The following is a 16342-nucleotide window of genomic DNA, read 5'->3' as shown; positions in this document are numbered from 1 at the left end:
GTATAGCGAGAAAGCCATTGCCGCTAAAGAACCCATTAAGCGTGGCAGGCCTGAGGCGGGTAAGAAAATCCGTCGCCGCCGGCGCAGGCTGTTAAGCTTACTGAATAATCTCGGAACAACACAGGAGCGAACATGGCAACACGCATCGAATTTTCGAAACACGGGGGACCGGAGGTGCTTCAGGCGGTTGAGTTCACGCCACGCGATCCCGCAGAACATGAGATTCAGGTCGAAAACAAAGCCATCGGCATCAACTATATCGACACCTATGTTCGCAGCGGCCTCTATCCGCCGCCGTCGCTGCCGAGCGGCCTGGGCACCGAGGCGGCCGGCATCGTCAGTAAAGTTGGCCATGGGGTCACGCATATTAAGGTAGGCGATCGGGTGGTGTACGCCCAGTCGGCGCTCGGCGCCTACAGCACGGTACACAATGTGCTGGCCGACAAAGCGGCGGTCCTGCCGGACGCTATCTCTTTCGAACAGGCCGCTGCGTCGTTCCTCAAAGGATTAACGGTCTGGTATCTGCTGCGCAAAACCTATGAAATTAAGCCTGATGAGATGTTCCTGTTTCACGCGGCCGCTGGCGGCGTGGGGCTGATAGCCTGTCAGTGGGCGAAAGCGCTGGGGGCGAAACTTATCGGTACCGTCGGCAGCGCGCAGAAAGCGCAGCGCGCCAAAGAGGCGGGCGCCTGGCAGGTGATTAACTATCGCGAGGAGTCTATCGTGGAGCGGCTCAAGGCGCTCACCGACGGTAAGAAAGTGGCCGTCGTCTACGACTCGGTGGGGAAAGATACCTGGGAGGCCTCTCTGGACTGCCTGCAGCGCCGCGGCCTGATGGTCAGCTTTGGTAACTCCTCCGGTCCGGTGACCGGCGTTAATCTGGGGATCCTGAATCAAAAAGGCTCCCTGTACGTCACTCGCCCATCGCTGCAGGGCTATATCACCAACCGGGAAGAACTGGAGGAAGCCTGCAGTGAATTGTTTTCGCTGATCGCCAGCGGGGTGATTAAAGTGGACGTGGCTGAAAGTCAGATCTATCCGCTGAGCGAAGCGCGGCGGGCGCATGAAGTTCTGGAGAGCCGGGTGACGCAGGGTTCGAGTTTGCTGCTGCCATAAGTTGGCAGAAGGGGCAAAAGTTTAGGGCTTCCACCTGGGAAGCCCTTACTTTTTTTTAGTTCGGCTGTATGTAGGGTACAGCGCGATGAATTCGTTAACGCGCTAATAGTGACAGATTTGCGCAGCAATGCCTACGCGGTTGTCTGCAAAATTGTTCAGGTTGTGACGCACCCCTCAATACCTTAGTAACGCCAACGGTTATTGTCGCGAAAAGCATTTCCGTTCGGGGATTTCAGCGCCCGAATAACCCACACCACCGCCACCGCCAGCAGCAGCCACGGCAGTAATTTGATCATCAAGGCGAACAACCCGCCGACGAACATCAGCGCCGTCGCCACCACGATTGCCGCGATAATCCCCAGCAGCGATACGCCGGTGACCAGCAGCATGACAAAAAATCCAATGACAAATAGCAGTTCCAGCATGGTTCTCTCCCCAAAGAATGAATACTTCACTCTGCAGGTATTACAAAAAGCATGCCAACCATAAGCTTTTGACTTTAAAACAAAACGCCCCGCGACGGTGCGCGAGGCGTGGTCAATTTCACCAGGTTTTGGTCAGAAATTAACGTTTATCTGCCACCAGCTTCAGGGCATGCTCCAGCACCGCAATATCGGCGCCGGCTTTATGCGCATTTTCGCTCAGGTAGCGACGCCACTGGCGAGCGCCGGGGATCCCCTGAAACAGCCCCAGCATATGGCGGGTAATATGGCCCAGATAGGTGCCCTTGCTGAGCTCGCGCTCAATATAGGGGTACATGGCTCGCACCACCGCTACCGGATCGGCATCCGCGCCGGCGACGCCGAAAATTTCACGGTCGACCGAGGCCAGAATGCCCGGGTTCTGATAGGCCTCACGCCCGACCATCACCCCATCCATATGCTCAAGCTGTGCTCTGGCTTCGTCCAGCGATTTGATGCCGCCGTTGATCGCCATCGTAAGGTGGGGGAAATCGCGCTTCAGCTGCCAGACGCGGGGGTAATCCAGCGGCGGGATCTCGCGGTTCTCTTTTGGACTCAGGCCGGAGAGCCAGGCTTTGCGGGCGTGAATAATAAACATCTCACACTCGCCCTTGCCGGAGACTGTCTCAATGAAATCGCACAGAAACTCATAGCTATCCTGGTCGTCAATGCCGATACGGGTTTTCACCGTGACCGGAATCGACACCACATCGCGCATCGCCTTGATGCAGTCGGCCACCAGTGGCGCATTGCCCATCAGGCAAGCGCCAAACATCCCGTTCTGCACGCGGTCGGAGGGGCAGCCGACGTTGAGGTTGATCTCATCATAGCCGCGCGCCTCGGCCAGCTTCGCGCACTGCGCCAGGGCCTGGGGATCGCTGCCGCCGAGCTGCAGAGCAACCGGGTGCTCTTCTTCGCTATAGGCCAGATAGTCCCCTTTGCCGTGAATAATCGCCCCGGTGGTCACCATTTCGGTATACAGCAGCGTATGCCGCGACAGCAGCCGCAGGAAGTAGCGGCAGTGTCGGTCGGTCCAGTCGAGCATCGGCGCGATGGAGAAGCGGTGAGCAGGGAAAACAGGTGACGTTGATTCAGGCATCATGGCGAATAAATAAGCATCCGGGTAAAAAGGGGCGCTACTATAGCATAAAGATACACCACAGGCGCATAGTGCGCCGCGCTTCGCCCCTCACCTGAAATGATTACTTTTTCCGCGGCTTACCGTCGTGTGGACCGAAGAACTGCGGCGGATGGTCAACCCAACGATCCTGGCGCGTCGCGGCATAGCCGGGATTGAGCGGGTAATAAATGCGGTTGTACTTCTTGTTGGCCTCGCCCACCACCAGCAGACGAACTTCCTGCTCGGTGTTATTGAGAAAGGTGTGGCAGATGCCGGTACCAGCGGGAAAACCCACGCTGTCGCCGGGCTCCAGCTTCCAGAGATAGCCGTTTATCCACACTTCCGGATAGCCCTCCAGCACGTAGATGAACTCTTCCTCATCGCTCTCCGCGTGTGGATAAGAGGTGCGCCGCCCGGGCGGCAGCCGCTCGTGGTGGATCCCCAGCCGGTTGAGACGTAAACCTCGCCCCAGCGGCGCGCCGATTGAAAAACGCTCCGGGCTGTCGGGATAAGTAGCATCGTCGGGCCCTTCCAGTTCGCGCCAGTGGCGAATGCAATCAGGTCGTTTCATCGTTTTCTCCCGAAAATGAGACACTTCAGATATAGCATACCCAGGGTCGGGCGTGTTGTGATTAAATCGGACATGGTGGTTTTAGCGAGCGGCTAAGGCGTAGTCTGCTCGAGAATAAGCGGCCAGCGCTCGGGACGGGCGCCGGTGCCGACAACCTGAAGTATGACCCGTATCACCTGCCGGCTCTCGGTGTTTTCTGAGGAACGTGATAAAGTAACAGATTCAAATTCACGCAACCCGAGGATGCTCATGGATAAGACCCCTTCGCAAGAGATGTTAGCGCATGCTGAAAAGCTTTGCGCACAGCGCGGCGTACGCCTGACTCCACAGCGTCTGGAAGTGTTGCGCCTGATGAGCCTGCAGCAAGGGGCAATCAGCGCCTACGATCTGCTGGACTTGCTACGTGAGAAAGAGCCGCAGGCGAAACCGCCGACGGTTTACCGTGCGCTGGAGTTTTTACTCGAGCAGGGTTTTGTCCATAAGGTAGAGTCAACCAATAGCTATGTGCTGTGCCATCTGTTCGACCAGCCGACCCATAGCTCGGCCATGTTTATCTGCGACCGCTGCGGCGTGGTAAAAGAAGAGGCGGCGGAAGGGGTGGAAGATATCATGCATACGCTGGCGGCCCGAATGGGGTTTGCCCTGCGCCACAATGTGATAGAAGCTCACGGGCTTTGCGCGGGCTGCGTGGAAGTCGAAGCCTGCAGCACCCCGGGACACTGCCAGCACGATCATACTATTCAGCTCAAAAAGAAAGCCCGCTGAGCGGCTGCCGCAGCGGGAAAAAGGGTTAACGGCGCGTCCCTGCGCCATTCAGACAGGCACTAACACAAATGCTTCATTCTTCGGATCAAGGAACGCTACCAGCGATAGTCGTTCTTATGCTCCCAGTCTGAGACTTCTTTCTCAGCCTGATCTTTCTCATAACCGTAACGCTCCTGAATTTTGCCGACCAGCTGGTCGCGCTTCCCTTCGATTACGGTCATATCATCATCGGTAAGTTTGCCCCACTGTTCCTTGGCTTTACCTTTAAACTGTTTCCAGTTACCGCCGATTTCGTCTTTATTCATAATAACGTCCTCATCATTCGGTGGGTTTACAGCCCGTTTTGTGCCGGACATGGTATTAACTATAGATGAGAATGCTGGCGTCGATTCGTTATTCGGAATTTTTAACCATCGCACCGCGGGATAACGCGAAGAGGGTGTTCCCGGCTTGCGCCACGCTGAGCCGGGCTATTGAATCGCCCTGTAAGCGTAGCGCGACCGGGGAAGGTCACGGCTAGCGGCAATGACGGGAGATGACTAACTAAACCATGTGCCGCGTCGCCAGTGACGACGCCAGATCAGCGCCAGCGACAGGCCGCGCAGGGCGAGGAACACCGCCAGCGCCAGCCACAGACCATGGTTGCCAAGCACCGGTAGCGTAAGCAGCGTCACGGCAAACCCCGCCGCGGCGACCGCCATACTGTTCCTCATCTCAGCGCCGCGCGTCGCGCCGATAAACATGCCGTCCAGCAGATAACACCAGACGCCGACCACCGGCAGGATCGTCTGCCAGATCAGATAGCGATCGGCCAGTTGCTGCAGGGAAGGCAGTGAGGTTAACAACGCGATAATGTACTGCCCCGCCAGGCTGTAAATCAGGGCAAACGCCAGCGCCACCATGCCGGACTGCCGGCAGGCCGCCCGCCACACCTCCAGCAACTGGCTACCGTCGCGCGCGCCGTAAGCCTGGCCGGAGTGAGCCTCCACGGCATAGGCAAAGCCATCCAGCGCGTAGGCGGTAAAGGTCAGCATGGTCATCAGTACGGCGTTAACCGCCACGATGTCGCTGCCCAGACGGGCGCCGAATACGGTCAGCGCGCCAAAGCACAGCTGCAGCAGCAGAGAGCGCAGCATGATGTCCCGATTCAACGCCAATAAACGGCGCAGATCCCCGCGCCAGGCATTTTTCAGCATCGCCAGCGACACGCCGCGCAGCGTCAGCACCCGCTTCGCCATCAGCAGGCCAATAATGAGGGTGGCGTACTCCGCGGTGACCGTGGCCAGCGCCGCTCCCTGGACGTTCATCCGCAGGCCCATCACCAGCCACAGATCGAGCACAATATTCAACAGATTACCCACCACCAGCAGAATAACCGGCGCCCGGGCGTACTGGACGCCCAGCAGCCAGCCGAGCAGCACCAGGTTGGCCAGCGAGGCGGGGGCGCTGAGCCAGCGAATTTCGAGAAACCGTCTCGCCTGCTCAAGCACCGCCTCGCTGCCGCCGACAATATGCAGAGCGAGGTCAATTAGCGGCAGGCGAAGCAGGATAATCAGCACCCCGGCGCCCAGCGCCAGGGCCAGCGGCTGCACCAGCGCCCGCGCCAGGCGCTGCGGATCTTTGGCGCCCCAGGCCTGAGCGGTGAGCCCGGTGGTGCTCATGCGCAGGAACAGCAGCAGCATGAAGAGGAAACTGGTGGCCGTCGCCCCGACCGCTACGCCGCCGAGGTATACCGGGCTGTCCAGGTGGCCGATCACCGCCGTATCCACCAGCCCCAGCAGCGGGACGGTGATGTTGGAGAAAATCATAGGGAGGGCAAGACGCCACAGCGCTTTATCGGCAGCGTTGAGCAGCATGTTTGAGGACCTGATTGAGGAAAAACGTCGCAGCGTCACGCAACAGATGACGCTGCGCAGAGGCAGGCGCTACAGCCATTCTCCATTACGGATCACGCCAACGGCCAGACCCTCAATGGTAAAACTCTGCTGGCGCAGATCGACGACGATCGGGGAAAACTCGCTGTTTTCCGGCAACAGTTCAACGACATTGCCCTGCTTTTTCAGACGCTTCACCGTAACTTCTTCATCGATACGCGCGACAACCACCTGGCCGTTACGCACATCCTGGGTTTTGTGGACCGCCAGCAAATCGCCATCCAGAATACCGATGTCTTTCATCGACATCCCACTGACGCGCAGCAGGAAATCGGCGTTGGGCTTAAACATCGACGGGTCGACCTGATAGTGGCCTTCAATATGCTGCTGCGCCAGCAGCGGCTCACCGGCGGCGACGCGGCCGATCAGCGGCAGGCCTTGCTCTTCTTCCGTCAGCAGGCGAATACCGCGAGAAGCGCCGGAGACGATCTCGATCGCGCCTTTACGCGCCAGCGCTTTCAGGTGTTCTTCCGCCGCGTTTGGGGAACGGAACCCCAAGCGCTGAGCAATTTCCGCACGCGTCGGCGGCATGCCCGTCTGGCTGATATGATCCCTAATGAGATCAAACACCTCTTGCTGCCTGGTCGTTAACGCTTTCATTCCGCCCCCTGGGTGTATATACAGTTATGCTGTGAGTATATACAGCTAACGGTGATTTTGGAACCACATGGCACACAAAAATCGGCGGATTGTTCATATTTTGCGAGGGTTAGCGAAGAACGTTAGTGATAATGGCTCCACAGCAGCGTTCCCCAGGTGATCAGCGCGATGATAATCGCCAGCAGAACCGCCGCCGACCCCATATCTTTGGCGCGCCCTGAAAGCTCGTGAAAATCCGAGCCGATACGGTCCACAACCGCTTCAATCGCGCTGTTGAGAATTTCGACTATCATCACTAGCAGGACCGAGCCAATCAGCAATACGCGGGTGATGGCGTCGACGTCCAGCCAGCAGGCTACCGCGACGGCCACGATAGCGGCGACGCCTTCCTGACGAAACGCAGCCTCGTTGATCCACGCCGCGCGAAATCCTTTCCAGGAGTAACCTGCCGCCTTAATGATCCGGGTTAACCCGGTGGTATTATTGGCCATCACAAAACCTTTTTACGTAAATGACGTCGATGAGTGTGCGCGTTTGCCGCGTGGTAACGGAAATTTTGCCCACTTTCTGTTATTCTTGCCGCGCATTTGCATGATTAACCAGAGGCTTCACATCGTTTATGTCCGGCTGGCAACGAATTTACTATAAATTACTGAATTTACCATTACAGGTGCTGGTAAAAAGCAAGTCTATTCCGGCAGAGCCTGCCCAGGAATTAGGACTCGATACCTCGCGTCCGGTCATGTACGTCCTGCCCTATAATTCGAAGGCGGACCTGCTGACGCTGCGCGCCCAATGCCTGGCGCATGATTTACCTGACCCGCTTGAACCGCTGGAAATCGACGGCGCCCTGCTGCCGCGTTACGTATTCATCCACGGTGGGCCGCGCGTATTTACTTATTACACGCCAAAAGAAGAGTCCATCAAGCTGTTCCACGATTACCTCGATCTGCACCGCAACCATCCGGACCTCGATGTGCAAATGGTGCCGGTTTCGGTCATGTTCGGCCGTTCGCCGGGTCGCGAGAAAGGAGAAGTCAATCCGCCGCTGCGGATGCTGAACGGCATTCAGAAATTTTTCGCCGTCTCCTGGCTCGGCCGCGACAGCTTCGTGCGCTTCTCGCCGTCCGTTTCGCTGCGCCGCATGGCGGATGAGCACGGTACCGATAAGATCATCGCCCAGAAGCTGGCTCGCGTCGCTCGCATGCATTTTGCCCGCCAGCGGCTGGCCGCCGTCGGCCCGCGTCTGCCGGCCCGCCAGGATCTGTTTAATAAACTGCTGGCCTCGAAAGCGATTGCCCGCGCGGTGGAAGACGAAGCGCGCAGCAAGAAAATTTCGCACGAGAAGGCACAGCAGAACGCTATCGCGCTGATGGAAGAGATTGCGGCGAACTTCTCATACGAGATGATCCGCCTGACCGACCGCATTCTCGGCTTCACCTGGAACCGCCTGTACCAGGGCATCAACGTGCATAACGCCGAGCGCGTACGCCAGCTGGCGCACGACGGCCATGAAATTGTCTATGTCCCCTGCCACCGCAGCCACATGGACTATCTGCTGCTCTCCTACGTCCTGTACCATCAGGGGCTGGTCCCTCCGCATATCGCGGCGGGCATCAACCTCAACTTCTGGCCGGCCGGGCCGATCTTCCGCCGCCTCGGCGCCTTCTTTATTCGCCGCACCTTTAAGGGCAACAAGCTCTATTCCACCGTGTTCCGCGAATACCTTGGCGAACTGTTCAGCCGCGGCTATTCCGTGGAGTATTTCGTCGAAGGCGGCCGCTCCCGTACCGGCCGTCTGCTCGATCCGAAGACCGGTACGCTGTCGATGACCATCCAGGCGATGCTGCGCGGCGGAACCCGACCGATCACCCTGGTGCCGATTTACATCGGCTATGAGCACGTGATGGAGGTAGGAACCTACGCCAAAGAGCTGCGCGGCGCCACTAAAGAGAAAGAGAGTCTGCCGCAGATGGTGCGCGGTTTAAGCAAGCTGCGCAACCTGGGCCAGGGTTACGTTAACTTCGGCGAACCGCTGCCGCTGATGACCTATCTTAACCAGCATGTGCCGGATTGGCGGGAAGCGATCGACCCGATCGAAGCGGTTCGCCCCTCCTGGCTGACGCCGACGGTGAATAGCATCGCCGCTGACCTGATGGTGCGCATCAATAACGCCGGCGCGGCCAACGCCATGAACCTGTGCTGTACGGCGCTACTGGCCTCCCGCCAGCGTTCGCTGACTCGTGAGCAGCTCACCCAGCAGTTAGAGTGCTACCTCGCGCTGCTGCGCAATGTGCCCTATTCTCCGGATGCGACCGCCCCATCCGCTTCGGCCAGCGAGCTCATCGATCATGCACTGCAGATGAACAAGTTCGAAGTGGAGAAGGACACCATTGGCGACATCATCATCCTGCCGCGCGAGCAGGCGGTGCTGATGACCTACTATCGCAACAATATCGCCCATATGCTGGTGATGCCGTCGCTGTTAGCCGCTCTGGTGACTCAGCATCGTCATCTCAGCCGCGCCGAAGTGCTGCGTCATGTGGAAACACTCTATCCGTTCCTCAAGGCCGAGCTGTTCCTGCGCTGGGAAAAAGCGGAGCTGGCCGGAGTGGTGGATGCGCTGATTGCCGAGATGCTGCGTCAGGAGCTGATCGTCGTCGATGGCGATGTCATGAGCCTCAACCCGTCGCACTCTCGCTCCCTGCAGCTGCTGGCCGCTGGCGCCCGCGAGACGCTGCAGCGCTATGCCATCACCTTCTGGCTGCTGAGCGCTAACCCGGCGATCAACCGCAGCTCGCTGGAAAAAGAGAGTCGCACCGTGGCCCAGCGTCTGTCGGTGCTACACGGCATCAATGCGCCGGAGTTCTTCGACAAAGCGGTGTTCAGCACCCTGGTGTTGACCCTGCGCGATGAAGGCTATATCAGCGACACCGGCGACGCCGAGCCGGAAGAGACCCTGAAGGTTTATCGGATGCTGGCGGATTTGATTACGTCGGATGTCCGACTGACCATTGAGAGCGTCACGCAGGACGACGCGTAACGCGGCGTTTGCTGCCCCCCGGAATGCCGGGGGGCAGCGGACAGGAGGTTACAGATAGCTCATCGCCAGGCCGAGGAACAGCACCAGCCCGACGTAGTTATTGTTCATAAACGCTTTGAAGCAGTTATCGCGGTCGCGATTGAAGATAAGCTTCTGCTGCCAGCCAAACAGACCCGCCGCCACGAACAGCGACCAGTAATATTCCCAGCCCAGCCCATTCAGCCAACCCACCGCGCCCATCAGCGCCAGTACGGCCACCTGCAGGATACCGATAATCAGACGATCGTTTTCGCCAAACAGGATCGCCGTCGACTTGATGCCGATCTTAACGTCGTCATCGCGATCCACCATCGCATACTGGGTATCGTAGGCCACCGCCCACAGAATATTGGCGAGGAACATCAGCCAGCAGCTCAGCGGCAGCGATTCGCTGACGGCCGAGAAGGCCATCGGGATCGACCAGCCAAAGGCCGCGCCCAGCACCACCTGCGGCAGATGAGTGTAGCGCTTCATAAACGGATAGACCCACGACAGCGCCAGCGCCGCCACCGACAGCAGAATGGTCATGGTGTTGAGGGTGAGCACCAACAGGAAAGAGAGCAGCACCAGCACGATAAACAGCGTTCGCGCCTCTTTCTCGGTAACATCGCCGCTCGGCAGCGGACGGCGGGCGGTACGCTTTACGTGACCATCAAATTTTCGGTCGGCATAGTCATTCACCACGCAGCCGGCGGCGCGCATCAGCCAGACGCCGGCGACGAATACCGCCAGGATCCACAGCGGCGGGACGCCCGGCGAGGCCACCCATAGCGCCCACAGCGTCGGCCACAGCAGCAGCAAAGCGCCGATTGGTTTGTCAGTGCGCATCAGGCGATGAAACGCCAACAGCTTATTCTGCGACAGACTCCACTCCATTTTTTCTTCCTCTTAGTACAACGGCGACGCAGGCAAAAAAAGCTCGGTCAGCAGCAGGGGTTTGCCGCTCAGCCGCAGGCGGGAACGACGCCCCCACAGCGCTGCATCGCGACCAATTTCAATAAAATCGCGGGTTAATGTCGACGACGTAAACAGGTATCGGCCCAGCGGAGTTTGCCCGAGCTGCTGTAGCGCCAGCTCCGGACCACACAGCGTCGACTCCGGCGCCACCGTGCGCCCGGCCAGCCAGGGCTCGCCATCGGCATTGAGTATAATCTCCCGCAGCCAGTAGCGCGGCTCGTCGGGCAGCAGCGCCGCTTCGTCAGTCAGCGCGTCACGGCCGATATACCCTTCGTTAACCAGGGTCACGGTGACCTGCTTTCCTTGTTGTTCAAAGCGCTGGGTCATTGAGTCCTCCAGCAGCAGCCAGTCACTTAGCGGCGGCGGCAGGGATGGCATAACGGCAAAATAGCGCAGCGCACGCAGTCGCGTAAGCGCAGGATGGGACATGCCTGATTCTCCGGTACATAACGTGAAAGCATTGTATCGCAGAATAGGCGGTTGGTGGCGGGCAAACGTCAATATACGATCATTCACGCAACAGCCATGCAACAGGCTGCCGCGCGTGCAAAAAAAGGTGCATCCCGGAGGATGCACCGAAAGGCTGTGCCTAAACATCAGCATTGTGGGGAGACGATTACCCCTTGCCTTTTACACTGCTGATAAAGGTGGAACGAGCGGATTTCGAGCCGAGGCGCTCAGCTTCGTTCATCAATTTCAGGGCTTTGTCGATGTCACCTTGTTTCACCGCCTGCTTAATACCATTGTTGAAGTAGGTTTCGGTATCGCTGAGCATCGGTTCGCTTTTGGCGGCCGGCGCCGCGGCGGCGGCTGGCGCGGCTACCGGCGCCGCGGTGTTGCCGACGGTTACCGGACCCGGGCCGGAGGAGCCGAACAGCGGCCCCACCAGCACGCTGGAAGTGCTATTAGTTTTCACTTTCAGCTTCAGCACGCCATCGGTGGTATGTTTAGCGATCGGATCCGGGATATCCGGGGCCGCATTGCCGGCGCCTTTGGCATAGGCTTTCGCCGGATCCAGCAGGGTCGTGGTCTGCTGGAGATCTTTTTCAGTGGTAAACACCAGCACATAGAGCTTTTGCTGGCCCAGCGCCGGGGTCAGGCGCATCACGCCGCCCAGGCGGTCAGCGGTCATCACGCCCGGCTGCTGATAGGTAAAGTAATTGCTGGGGAAGAACGCCGCGGGCGTCATGTTCTGGTCGAGAATCAGCACGTTCGGCGCAAAAATCTGCTTATGTTTGTTCAGTTCGCTGTCGAGCGTCAGGGTCAGCTCACCGATATTGGCCGGCACGCTCCAGGCGGCGACCGGTCCGACGATCCCCGGGACATCCAGGCGTTGACCGCCGGTAGTTAAATCAACGCTCTGCGTCTTTGATTGATCGGCAGGCGTCCAGATCAGCTGCTGCAGCGCGCTGGCTGGAATAGCCGGCGCGGCGCTGGTGTTCTGCGGTACAAAGTTAACATCGGCAAGGCTCATCCCCGGCACGCATGCCAACATCCCTGCGGATAAACACAGAGCGACGAGAGTTTTCTTCATTTTCATTCTTCTCACCTTGGATAGCATCGGTTTAGCGGTAGCCAGGCAATAGCGCGCTAACCCTGAATAATCAGGAGGGGCTGACGCCCCTCCCAGGTTACACCCGTCCTGCGGACGGTATTACCACCACACTTCCATCTGGGCACCGAAGGTAACTTCGCTGTCGTCACCGCGGCTGGAGGTGAAAGCGCCGCTTCCGCTGCTGTCTTTCGTCTGCAGACCGGAGGTGTTGCTGTAGCCCCAGTTTTCATCCCACTTCGCGTAGGTTGCGAAGATACGGATAGCCGGACGAGACCAGACGCTGTTGCCTGCCTGCCATTGTTGAGCCAGAGTAATTTTGTACTGGTTGTTGTTTTCGCTGGTACGCTGGGATTTCACGTTGTCGTAACCGATTTCCAGCTGGGTGCTCATGATCGGCGTCCATTTGTACATCGGACGGACACCCACGGTGTACCAGGTAGAACCGTTCTTGCTGTCCAGATCCACGTCCTGGTACATTGCCACGTACATCAGGCCCCAGTCATCGTTGAAGTCCATCGCGCCGTGATCCAGAACGCGGATCATGCTGCCGTTGTTATCGATGCTGGTCCCCTGAGAGTGGCCGCTGTTCCAGGAGGTCATTGCGTCAGTGGCGTACTGAACCACAAACTTGTTGAAGCCGCCCCAGATAGACTGAGTATGTTCACCGGTCCACATCCAGCCGTCTTTCGACGCGCCGTCTTCCAGGCGATAGTCATCCTGCGGGTTAGCACGGCCGTAATCGACCCCTAACTCCAGCACGCCGCCCGGGTTGGTTTCCAGACCCGCCAGACGGATATCAAAGACGTCGTTGGCAGTTTTCGCAGCATATTTTTTGGTGTCATCGCTGGAGAAAGTATAAGAGCCGCCGCTTTCTGAGTTACGGGTAGCGGCCAGAGAGAGCTTACCGAAGCCAAGGTCAACGTTTTCCAGACCTGCACCCGGGCCGGAGATATCCCAGTAGTAGAAGTCGATCATGTGAACGTCATGACGCTGATAGAAGCGTTTACCCGCCCACAGCGTGGAGCCCGGCAGCCAGTCAATCAGGTTTTTACCCTGGATGTTGGCTTCACGGAACGCCGGAGAGGTGCTTTCCCAGTCATCTTCCTGATTCACGGAATAGGCAACGTTAGTATCGAAATAAAAACTCTTATCCCCTTCCTTCCACAGCTCCTGGCCCAGCTTCAGTTCCGCATAGGTTTCACATTCGTTACCAAGACGGTATTTACTTTGAGCGCCGGTCGCTTTGAAGCACTGTTGCTCGCCGCCGCTGCCGGTCCAGCCAATGCCGGAACGCGCGTAGCCATGGAAATCGACAGCCAGCGCCTGAGCAGACATCACGCCTGCTGCGACGGCGACCGCCAGAGGAAGTTTGCGCAGAGTAATCATCATTCTATCTCCTGAGATCATTGCTTTTCTTTGCACGCTTCGCCGGTATATCGCCAGCCGGGTTCGCGCTTTTTTAATGGGAAGCCTTACACGCCCGGCTCTTTATGCAGCCGACGACAAGCGGTGCCATCCTCACGGAATAAATGGCAACGTTCTGGCGGCAAACCGATAGCGAATGTGGCTCCCTCTTCTACCAACACCACGTCGTTCTGGCGGTAAACCAGGTTCTGACGGATGGCGGGGATCTGGATATGAATTTGCGTTTCGTGACCGAGCTGTTCGACGACCTGGACCTCGCCTTCAAGGGTTACATCGGCGATATCGCTGGGCAATAAATGCTCCGGTCGAATACCTAAGGACATATTGGCGCCCGCCTGCACGTTGGCGCTGTCCACCGGTAGCCAGATTTGCTGACGGTTCGGCAGTTCAACCTGCACCTGATCGATAGCCGTCGCGGTGACTTTGACCGGCAGGAAGTTCATCTTCGGTGAACCAATGAAGCCGGCAACGAAGCGGTCAGCCGGATAGTGATAGAGCTCCAGCGGTTTCCCAACCTGCGCCACACGGCCGGCGTCGAGGACCACGATCTTGTCGGCGAGGGTCATCGCTTCCACCTGATCGTGGGTGACATAGATCATGGTGCGGCCCAGTCGCTTATGCAGACGGGAGATTTCGATACGCATCTGGACGCGCAGGGCGGCATCGAGGTTGGAAAGCGGCTCATCCAGCAGGAAAACGCTTGGCTCTGCCACCAGCGTACGACCAATCGCCACGCGCTGGCGCTGACCGCCGGAGAGGGCTTTCGGTTTACGCTCCAGCAGATGGGCCAGCTGCAGCACTTCCGCAACCTGAGTCACCCGCTGGTTAATCAGATCTTTTTTCGCGCCGGCCAGCTTCAGGCCAAACGACATATTTTCCGCAACGGAAAGGTGGGGATAGAGTGCATAAGACTGGAATACCATCCCAACGCCGCGTTCTGCCGGTGGGATCTCGTTCATGCGGGTGTCACCGATAAACAGGTCCCCGCTGGTAATAGTTTCTAACCCGGCAATCATACGCAGCAGGGTAGATTTGCCGCAGCCCGATGGCCCGACAAACACGACGAATTCCCCTTCGTGGATATCGAGATTGATATCTTTCGATACCACCACGTCACCCCAGGCTTTCGTTACATTTCGCAGCTGTACGCTCGCCATGCCCTTCTCCCTTCGTTACAACCTGTCACTAACAGTCACATTCAAGATGGGTCGACTATGCGGCATTCATTACGCAGGCAAATCCTCCACCCCCCGGCTTTTTTATGGGGGAGGAGATGGGAGGATGAGAGATTGGCTCTCGCCGCGGGGGATGGCGGCCGGAGCGTGATTTCGTGATGGAGGCGACAAAATTGGGCGCTTTTTTCTGTGCTCCAGGACGCAATACGGCCGTTTTTGCAATGGAGATCACACAACCAGCGGGTGGGGCGTAGACCTGGGGAGGATGGAAAGGGGTTGTTAAAAAAGGAAACTCATCATCGTTAAGCCACCGAAGTGTATCCACGAGTACAACACCAAAAAGGACGGGTATATGAAAATCAAAACTGGCGCTCGCATCCTCGCGCTGTCGGCACTGACCACGATGATGTTTTCCGCCTCTGCCCTCGCAAAAATTGAAGAAGGTAAGCTGGTTATCTGGATTAACGGCGACAAAGGCTACAACGGCCTCGCTGAAGTGGGTAAAAAGTTTGAAAAAGACACCGGCATTAAAGTTTCCGTAGAACACCCGGACAAGCTGGAAGAGAAATTCCCGCAGGTTGCGGCGACCGGCGACGGCCCGGACATCATCTTCTGGGCGCATGACCGTTTCGGCGGCTACGCGCAGTCGGGCCTGCTGGCGGAAATCACCCCGGACAAAGCGTTCCAGGACAAACTCTATCCGTTCACCTGGGATGCGGTTCGCTATAACGGCAAACTGATCGCCTACCCGATCGCAGTCGAAGCCCTGTCCCTGATTTACAACAAAGACCTGGTGCCGAACCCGCCGAAGACCTGGGAAGAGATCCCGGCGCTGGATAAAGAACTGAAAGCGAAAGGTAAGAGCGCGCTGATGTTCAACCTGCAGGAACCGTACTTCACCTGGCCGCTGATCGCTGCCGACGGCGGATACGCGTTCAAGTTTGAAAACGGCAAGTACGATGTGAAAGACGTCGGCGTGGACAGCGCAGGCGCGAAAGCGGGCCTGACCTTCCTGGTTGACCTGATCAAGAACAAGCACATGAATGCCGACACCGACTACTCCATCGCGGAAGCGGCCTTCAACAAAGGCGAAACCGCGATGACCATCAACGGTCCGTGGGCGTGGTCTAACATCGATAAGAGCAAGGTTAACTACGGCGTGACCCTGCTGCCAACCTTTAAAGGCAAACCATCGAAACCGTTCGTTGGCGTGCTGAGCGCGGGGATCAACGCCGCCAGCCCGAACAAAGAGCTGGCCAAAGAGTTCCTCGAAAACTACCTGATGACCGATCAGGGTCTGGAAGCCGTTAACAACGACAAACCGCTGGGTGCCGTGGCGCTGAAATCCTTCCAGGAAAAACTGGAAAAAGATCCGCGCATCGCTGCCACCATGGCGAACGCCCAGAAAGGCGAAATCATGCCTAACATCCCGCAGATGTCTGCCTTCTGGTATGCCGTTCGTACCGCGGTTATCAACGCCGCCAGCGGTCGCCAGACTGTCGATGCTGCGCTGAAAGATGCACAGAGCCGTATCACTAAGTAAGAAAACGGCGGGTGGCGCGTGCGCCTACCCGCCCTACC

At 57.9% G+C, this 16342-nt stretch carries 17 protein-coding genes; 5 read left to right on the top strand and 12 right to left on the bottom strand.

Translation table 11 applies throughout. The features are described 5' to 3' along the window. Positions 1-132 precede the first annotated feature (132 nt). The gene (locus HMPREF3140_RS15480) at positions 133-1116 is read left to right on the top strand and encodes a quinone oxidoreductase (RefSeq protein ID WP_002884941.1); all 984 of its coding nucleotides are present in this window, start codon (positions 133-135) and stop codon (positions 1114-1116) included. 182 nt (positions 1117-1298) lie between these two features. Here the strand turns inward: HMPREF3140_RS15480 and pspG are convergent, their stop codons facing one another. The 3 genes from pspG to HMPREF3140_RS15465 form a co-directional block, all read right to left on the bottom strand. Next, positions 1299-1541, bottom strand: coding sequence for an envelope stress response protein PspG (gene pspG, locus HMPREF3140_RS15475; RefSeq protein ID WP_002884940.1), 243 nt, complete (start codon positions 1539-1541; stop codon positions 1299-1301). A 139-nt stretch (positions 1542-1680) separates the two neighbouring features. After that, positions 1681-2679: a tRNA dihydrouridine(20/20a) synthase DusA gene (gene dusA / locus HMPREF3140_RS15470; protein ID WP_025368550.1), complete on the bottom strand. Its 999-nt coding sequence runs from the start codon at positions 2677-2679 to the stop codon at positions 1681-1683. Between the two features lie 100 nt (positions 2680-2779). Continuing rightward, complete coding sequence (locus HMPREF3140_RS15465) at positions 2780-3268, bottom strand: cupin domain-containing protein (protein WP_002884935.1); 489 nt, start codon at positions 3266-3268, stop codon at positions 2780-2782. 249 nt (positions 3269-3517) lie between these two features. On the opposite strand from HMPREF3140_RS15465, the gene zur reads away from it, so the two are divergent. Next, a complete protein-coding gene (gene zur / locus HMPREF3140_RS15455; RefSeq protein ID WP_002884931.1) occupies positions 3518-4033 on the top strand; it encodes a zinc uptake transcriptional repressor Zur in 516 nt (171 codons plus the stop codon). A gap of 95 nt (positions 4034-4128) precedes the next feature. Here zur and HMPREF3140_RS15450 read toward each other — a convergent pair whose 3' ends face one another. Then, a complete protein-coding gene (locus tag HMPREF3140_RS15450; RefSeq protein WP_004151747.1) occupies positions 4129-4338 on the bottom strand; it encodes a CsbD family protein in 210 nt (69 codons plus the stop codon). Positions 4339-4403: 65 nt separating this feature from the next. On the opposite strand from HMPREF3140_RS15450, the gene HMPREF3140_RS28840 reads away from it, so the two are divergent. Then, entirely contained in the window at positions 4404-4553 is a 150-nt protein-coding gene (locus HMPREF3140_RS28840) for a hypothetical protein (protein ID WP_020802408.1), read from the top strand. A gap of 19 nt (positions 4554-4572) precedes the next feature. Here the strand turns inward: HMPREF3140_RS28840 and dinF are convergent, their stop codons facing one another. The 3 genes from dinF to HMPREF3140_RS15430 all read right to left on the bottom strand — a co-directional run bounded on the left by dinF (position 4573) and on the right by HMPREF3140_RS15430 (position 7058). Beyond that, complete coding sequence (gene dinF, locus HMPREF3140_RS15440; RefSeq protein WP_004151748.1) at positions 4573-5889, bottom strand: MATE family efflux transporter DinF; 1317 nt, start codon at positions 5887-5889, stop codon at positions 4573-4575. A gap of 69 nt (positions 5890-5958) precedes the next feature. After that, positions 5959-6567, bottom strand: coding sequence for a transcriptional repressor LexA (lexA, locus tag HMPREF3140_RS15435; protein ID WP_002884822.1), 609 nt, complete (start codon positions 6565-6567; stop codon positions 5959-5961). Between the two features lie 122 nt (positions 6568-6689). After that, positions 6690-7058 (bottom strand): diacylglycerol kinase, encoded by a 369-nt coding sequence (locus HMPREF3140_RS15430; protein WP_002884819.1) that lies wholly within the window; start codon positions 7056-7058, stop codon positions 6690-6692. A gap of 128 nt (positions 7059-7186) precedes the next feature. Between HMPREF3140_RS15430 and plsB the strand changes: the two genes are divergently transcribed. Beyond that, positions 7187-9610, top strand: a complete 2424-nt coding sequence (gene plsB / locus HMPREF3140_RS15425; RefSeq protein WP_004178269.1) for a glycerol-3-phosphate 1-O-acyltransferase PlsB — start codon at positions 7187-7189, stop codon at positions 9608-9610. A gap of 48 nt (positions 9611-9658) precedes the next feature. Here the strand turns inward: plsB and ubiA are convergent, their stop codons facing one another. From ubiA to malK, 5 genes are all read right to left on the bottom strand, one after another. Next, positions 9659-10525: a 4-hydroxybenzoate octaprenyltransferase gene (ubiA, locus tag HMPREF3140_RS15420; protein ID WP_032412762.1), complete on the bottom strand. Its 867-nt coding sequence runs from the start codon at positions 10523-10525 to the stop codon at positions 9659-9661. A 12-nt stretch (positions 10526-10537) separates the two neighbouring features. Next, on the bottom strand, positions 10538-11035 hold the full coding sequence (gene ubiC, locus HMPREF3140_RS15415; RefSeq protein WP_002884807.1) for a chorismate lyase: 498 nt from the start codon (positions 11033-11035) through the stop codon (positions 10538-10540). A 187-nt stretch (positions 11036-11222) separates the two neighbouring features. Then, positions 11223-12146, bottom strand: coding sequence for a maltose operon protein MalM (malM, locus tag HMPREF3140_RS15410; protein WP_004151749.1), 924 nt, complete (start codon positions 12144-12146; stop codon positions 11223-11225). Between the two features lie 114 nt (positions 12147-12260). Beyond that, positions 12261-13550 (bottom strand): maltoporin, encoded by a 1290-nt coding sequence (locus HMPREF3140_RS15405; RefSeq protein WP_002884747.1) that lies wholly within the window; start codon positions 13548-13550, stop codon positions 12261-12263. 83 nt (positions 13551-13633) lie between these two features. After that, positions 13634-14743: a maltose/maltodextrin ABC transporter ATP-binding protein MalK gene (gene malK / locus HMPREF3140_RS15400; RefSeq protein WP_002884743.1), complete on the bottom strand. Its 1110-nt coding sequence runs from the start codon at positions 14741-14743 to the stop codon at positions 13634-13636. Positions 14744-15113: 370 nt separating this feature from the next. Between malK and malE the strand changes: the two genes are divergently transcribed. Next, entirely contained in the window at positions 15114-16304 is a 1191-nt protein-coding gene (gene malE / locus HMPREF3140_RS15395) for a maltose/maltodextrin ABC transporter substrate-binding protein MalE (RefSeq protein WP_002884740.1), read from the top strand. Positions 16305-16342: the final 38 nt, after the last annotated feature.

Source organism: Klebsiella sp. HMSC16A12 (genome assembly GCF_001808265.1).
Lineage (GTDB): Bacteria > Pseudomonadota > Gammaproteobacteria > Enterobacterales > Enterobacteriaceae > Klebsiella > Klebsiella pneumoniae.
The sequence above is the reverse complement of the archived record's forward strand: the minus strand, read 5'-3'. Positions and strand labels throughout refer to the sequence as shown.

Coding starts and splice junctions, on each gene's coding strand:
- HMPREF3140_RS15480 (WP_002884941.1), top strand. CDS start 133: ATGGCAACACGCATCGAATTTTCGAAACACGGGGGACCGGAGGTGCTT.
- pspG (WP_002884940.1), bottom strand. CDS start 1,541: ATGCTGGAACTGCTATTTGTCATTGGATTTTTTGTCATGCTGCTGGTC.
- dusA (WP_025368550.1), bottom strand. CDS start 2,679: ATGATGCCTGAATCAACGTCACCTGTTTTCCCTGCTCACCGCTTCTCC.
- HMPREF3140_RS15465 (WP_002884935.1), bottom strand. CDS start 3,268: ATGAAACGACCTGATTGCATTCGCCACTGGCGCGAACTGGAAGGGCCC.
- zur (WP_002884931.1), top strand. CDS start 3,518: ATGGATAAGACCCCTTCGCAAGAGATGTTAGCGCATGCTGAAAAGCTT.
- HMPREF3140_RS15450 (WP_004151747.1), bottom strand. CDS start 4,338: ATGAATAAAGACGAAATCGGCGGTAACTGGAAACAGTTTAAAGGTAAA.
- HMPREF3140_RS28840 (WP_020802408.1), top strand. CDS start 4,404: ATGAGAATGCTGGCGTCGATTCGTTATTCGGAATTTTTAACCATCGCA.
- dinF (WP_004151748.1), bottom strand. CDS start 5,889: ATGCTGCTCAACGCTGCCGATAAAGCGCTGTGGCGTCTTGCCCTCCCT.
- lexA (WP_002884822.1), bottom strand. CDS start 6,567: ATGAAAGCGTTAACGACCAGGCAGCAAGAGGTGTTTGATCTCATTAGG.
- HMPREF3140_RS15430 (WP_002884819.1), bottom strand. CDS start 7,058: ATGGCCAATAATACCACCGGGTTAACCCGGATCATTAAGGCGGCAGGT.
- plsB (WP_004178269.1), top strand. CDS start 7,187: ATGTCCGGCTGGCAACGAATTTACTATAAATTACTGAATTTACCATTA.
- ubiA (WP_032412762.1), bottom strand. CDS start 10,525: ATGGAGTGGAGTCTGTCGCAGAATAAGCTGTTGGCGTTTCATCGCCTG.
- ubiC (WP_002884807.1), bottom strand. CDS start 11,035: ATGTCCCATCCTGCGCTTACGCGACTGCGTGCGCTGCGCTATTTTGCC.
- malM (WP_004151749.1), bottom strand. CDS start 12,146: ATGAAAATGAAGAAAACTCTCGTCGCTCTGTGTTTATCCGCAGGGATG.
- HMPREF3140_RS15405 (WP_002884747.1), bottom strand. CDS start 13,550: ATGATGATTACTCTGCGCAAACTTCCTCTGGCGGTCGCCGTCGCAGCA.
- malK (WP_002884743.1), bottom strand. CDS start 14,743: ATGGCGAGCGTACAGCTGCGAAATGTAACGAAAGCCTGGGGTGACGTG.
- malE (WP_002884740.1), top strand. CDS start 15,114: ATGAAAATCAAAACTGGCGCTCGCATCCTCGCGCTGTCGGCACTGACC.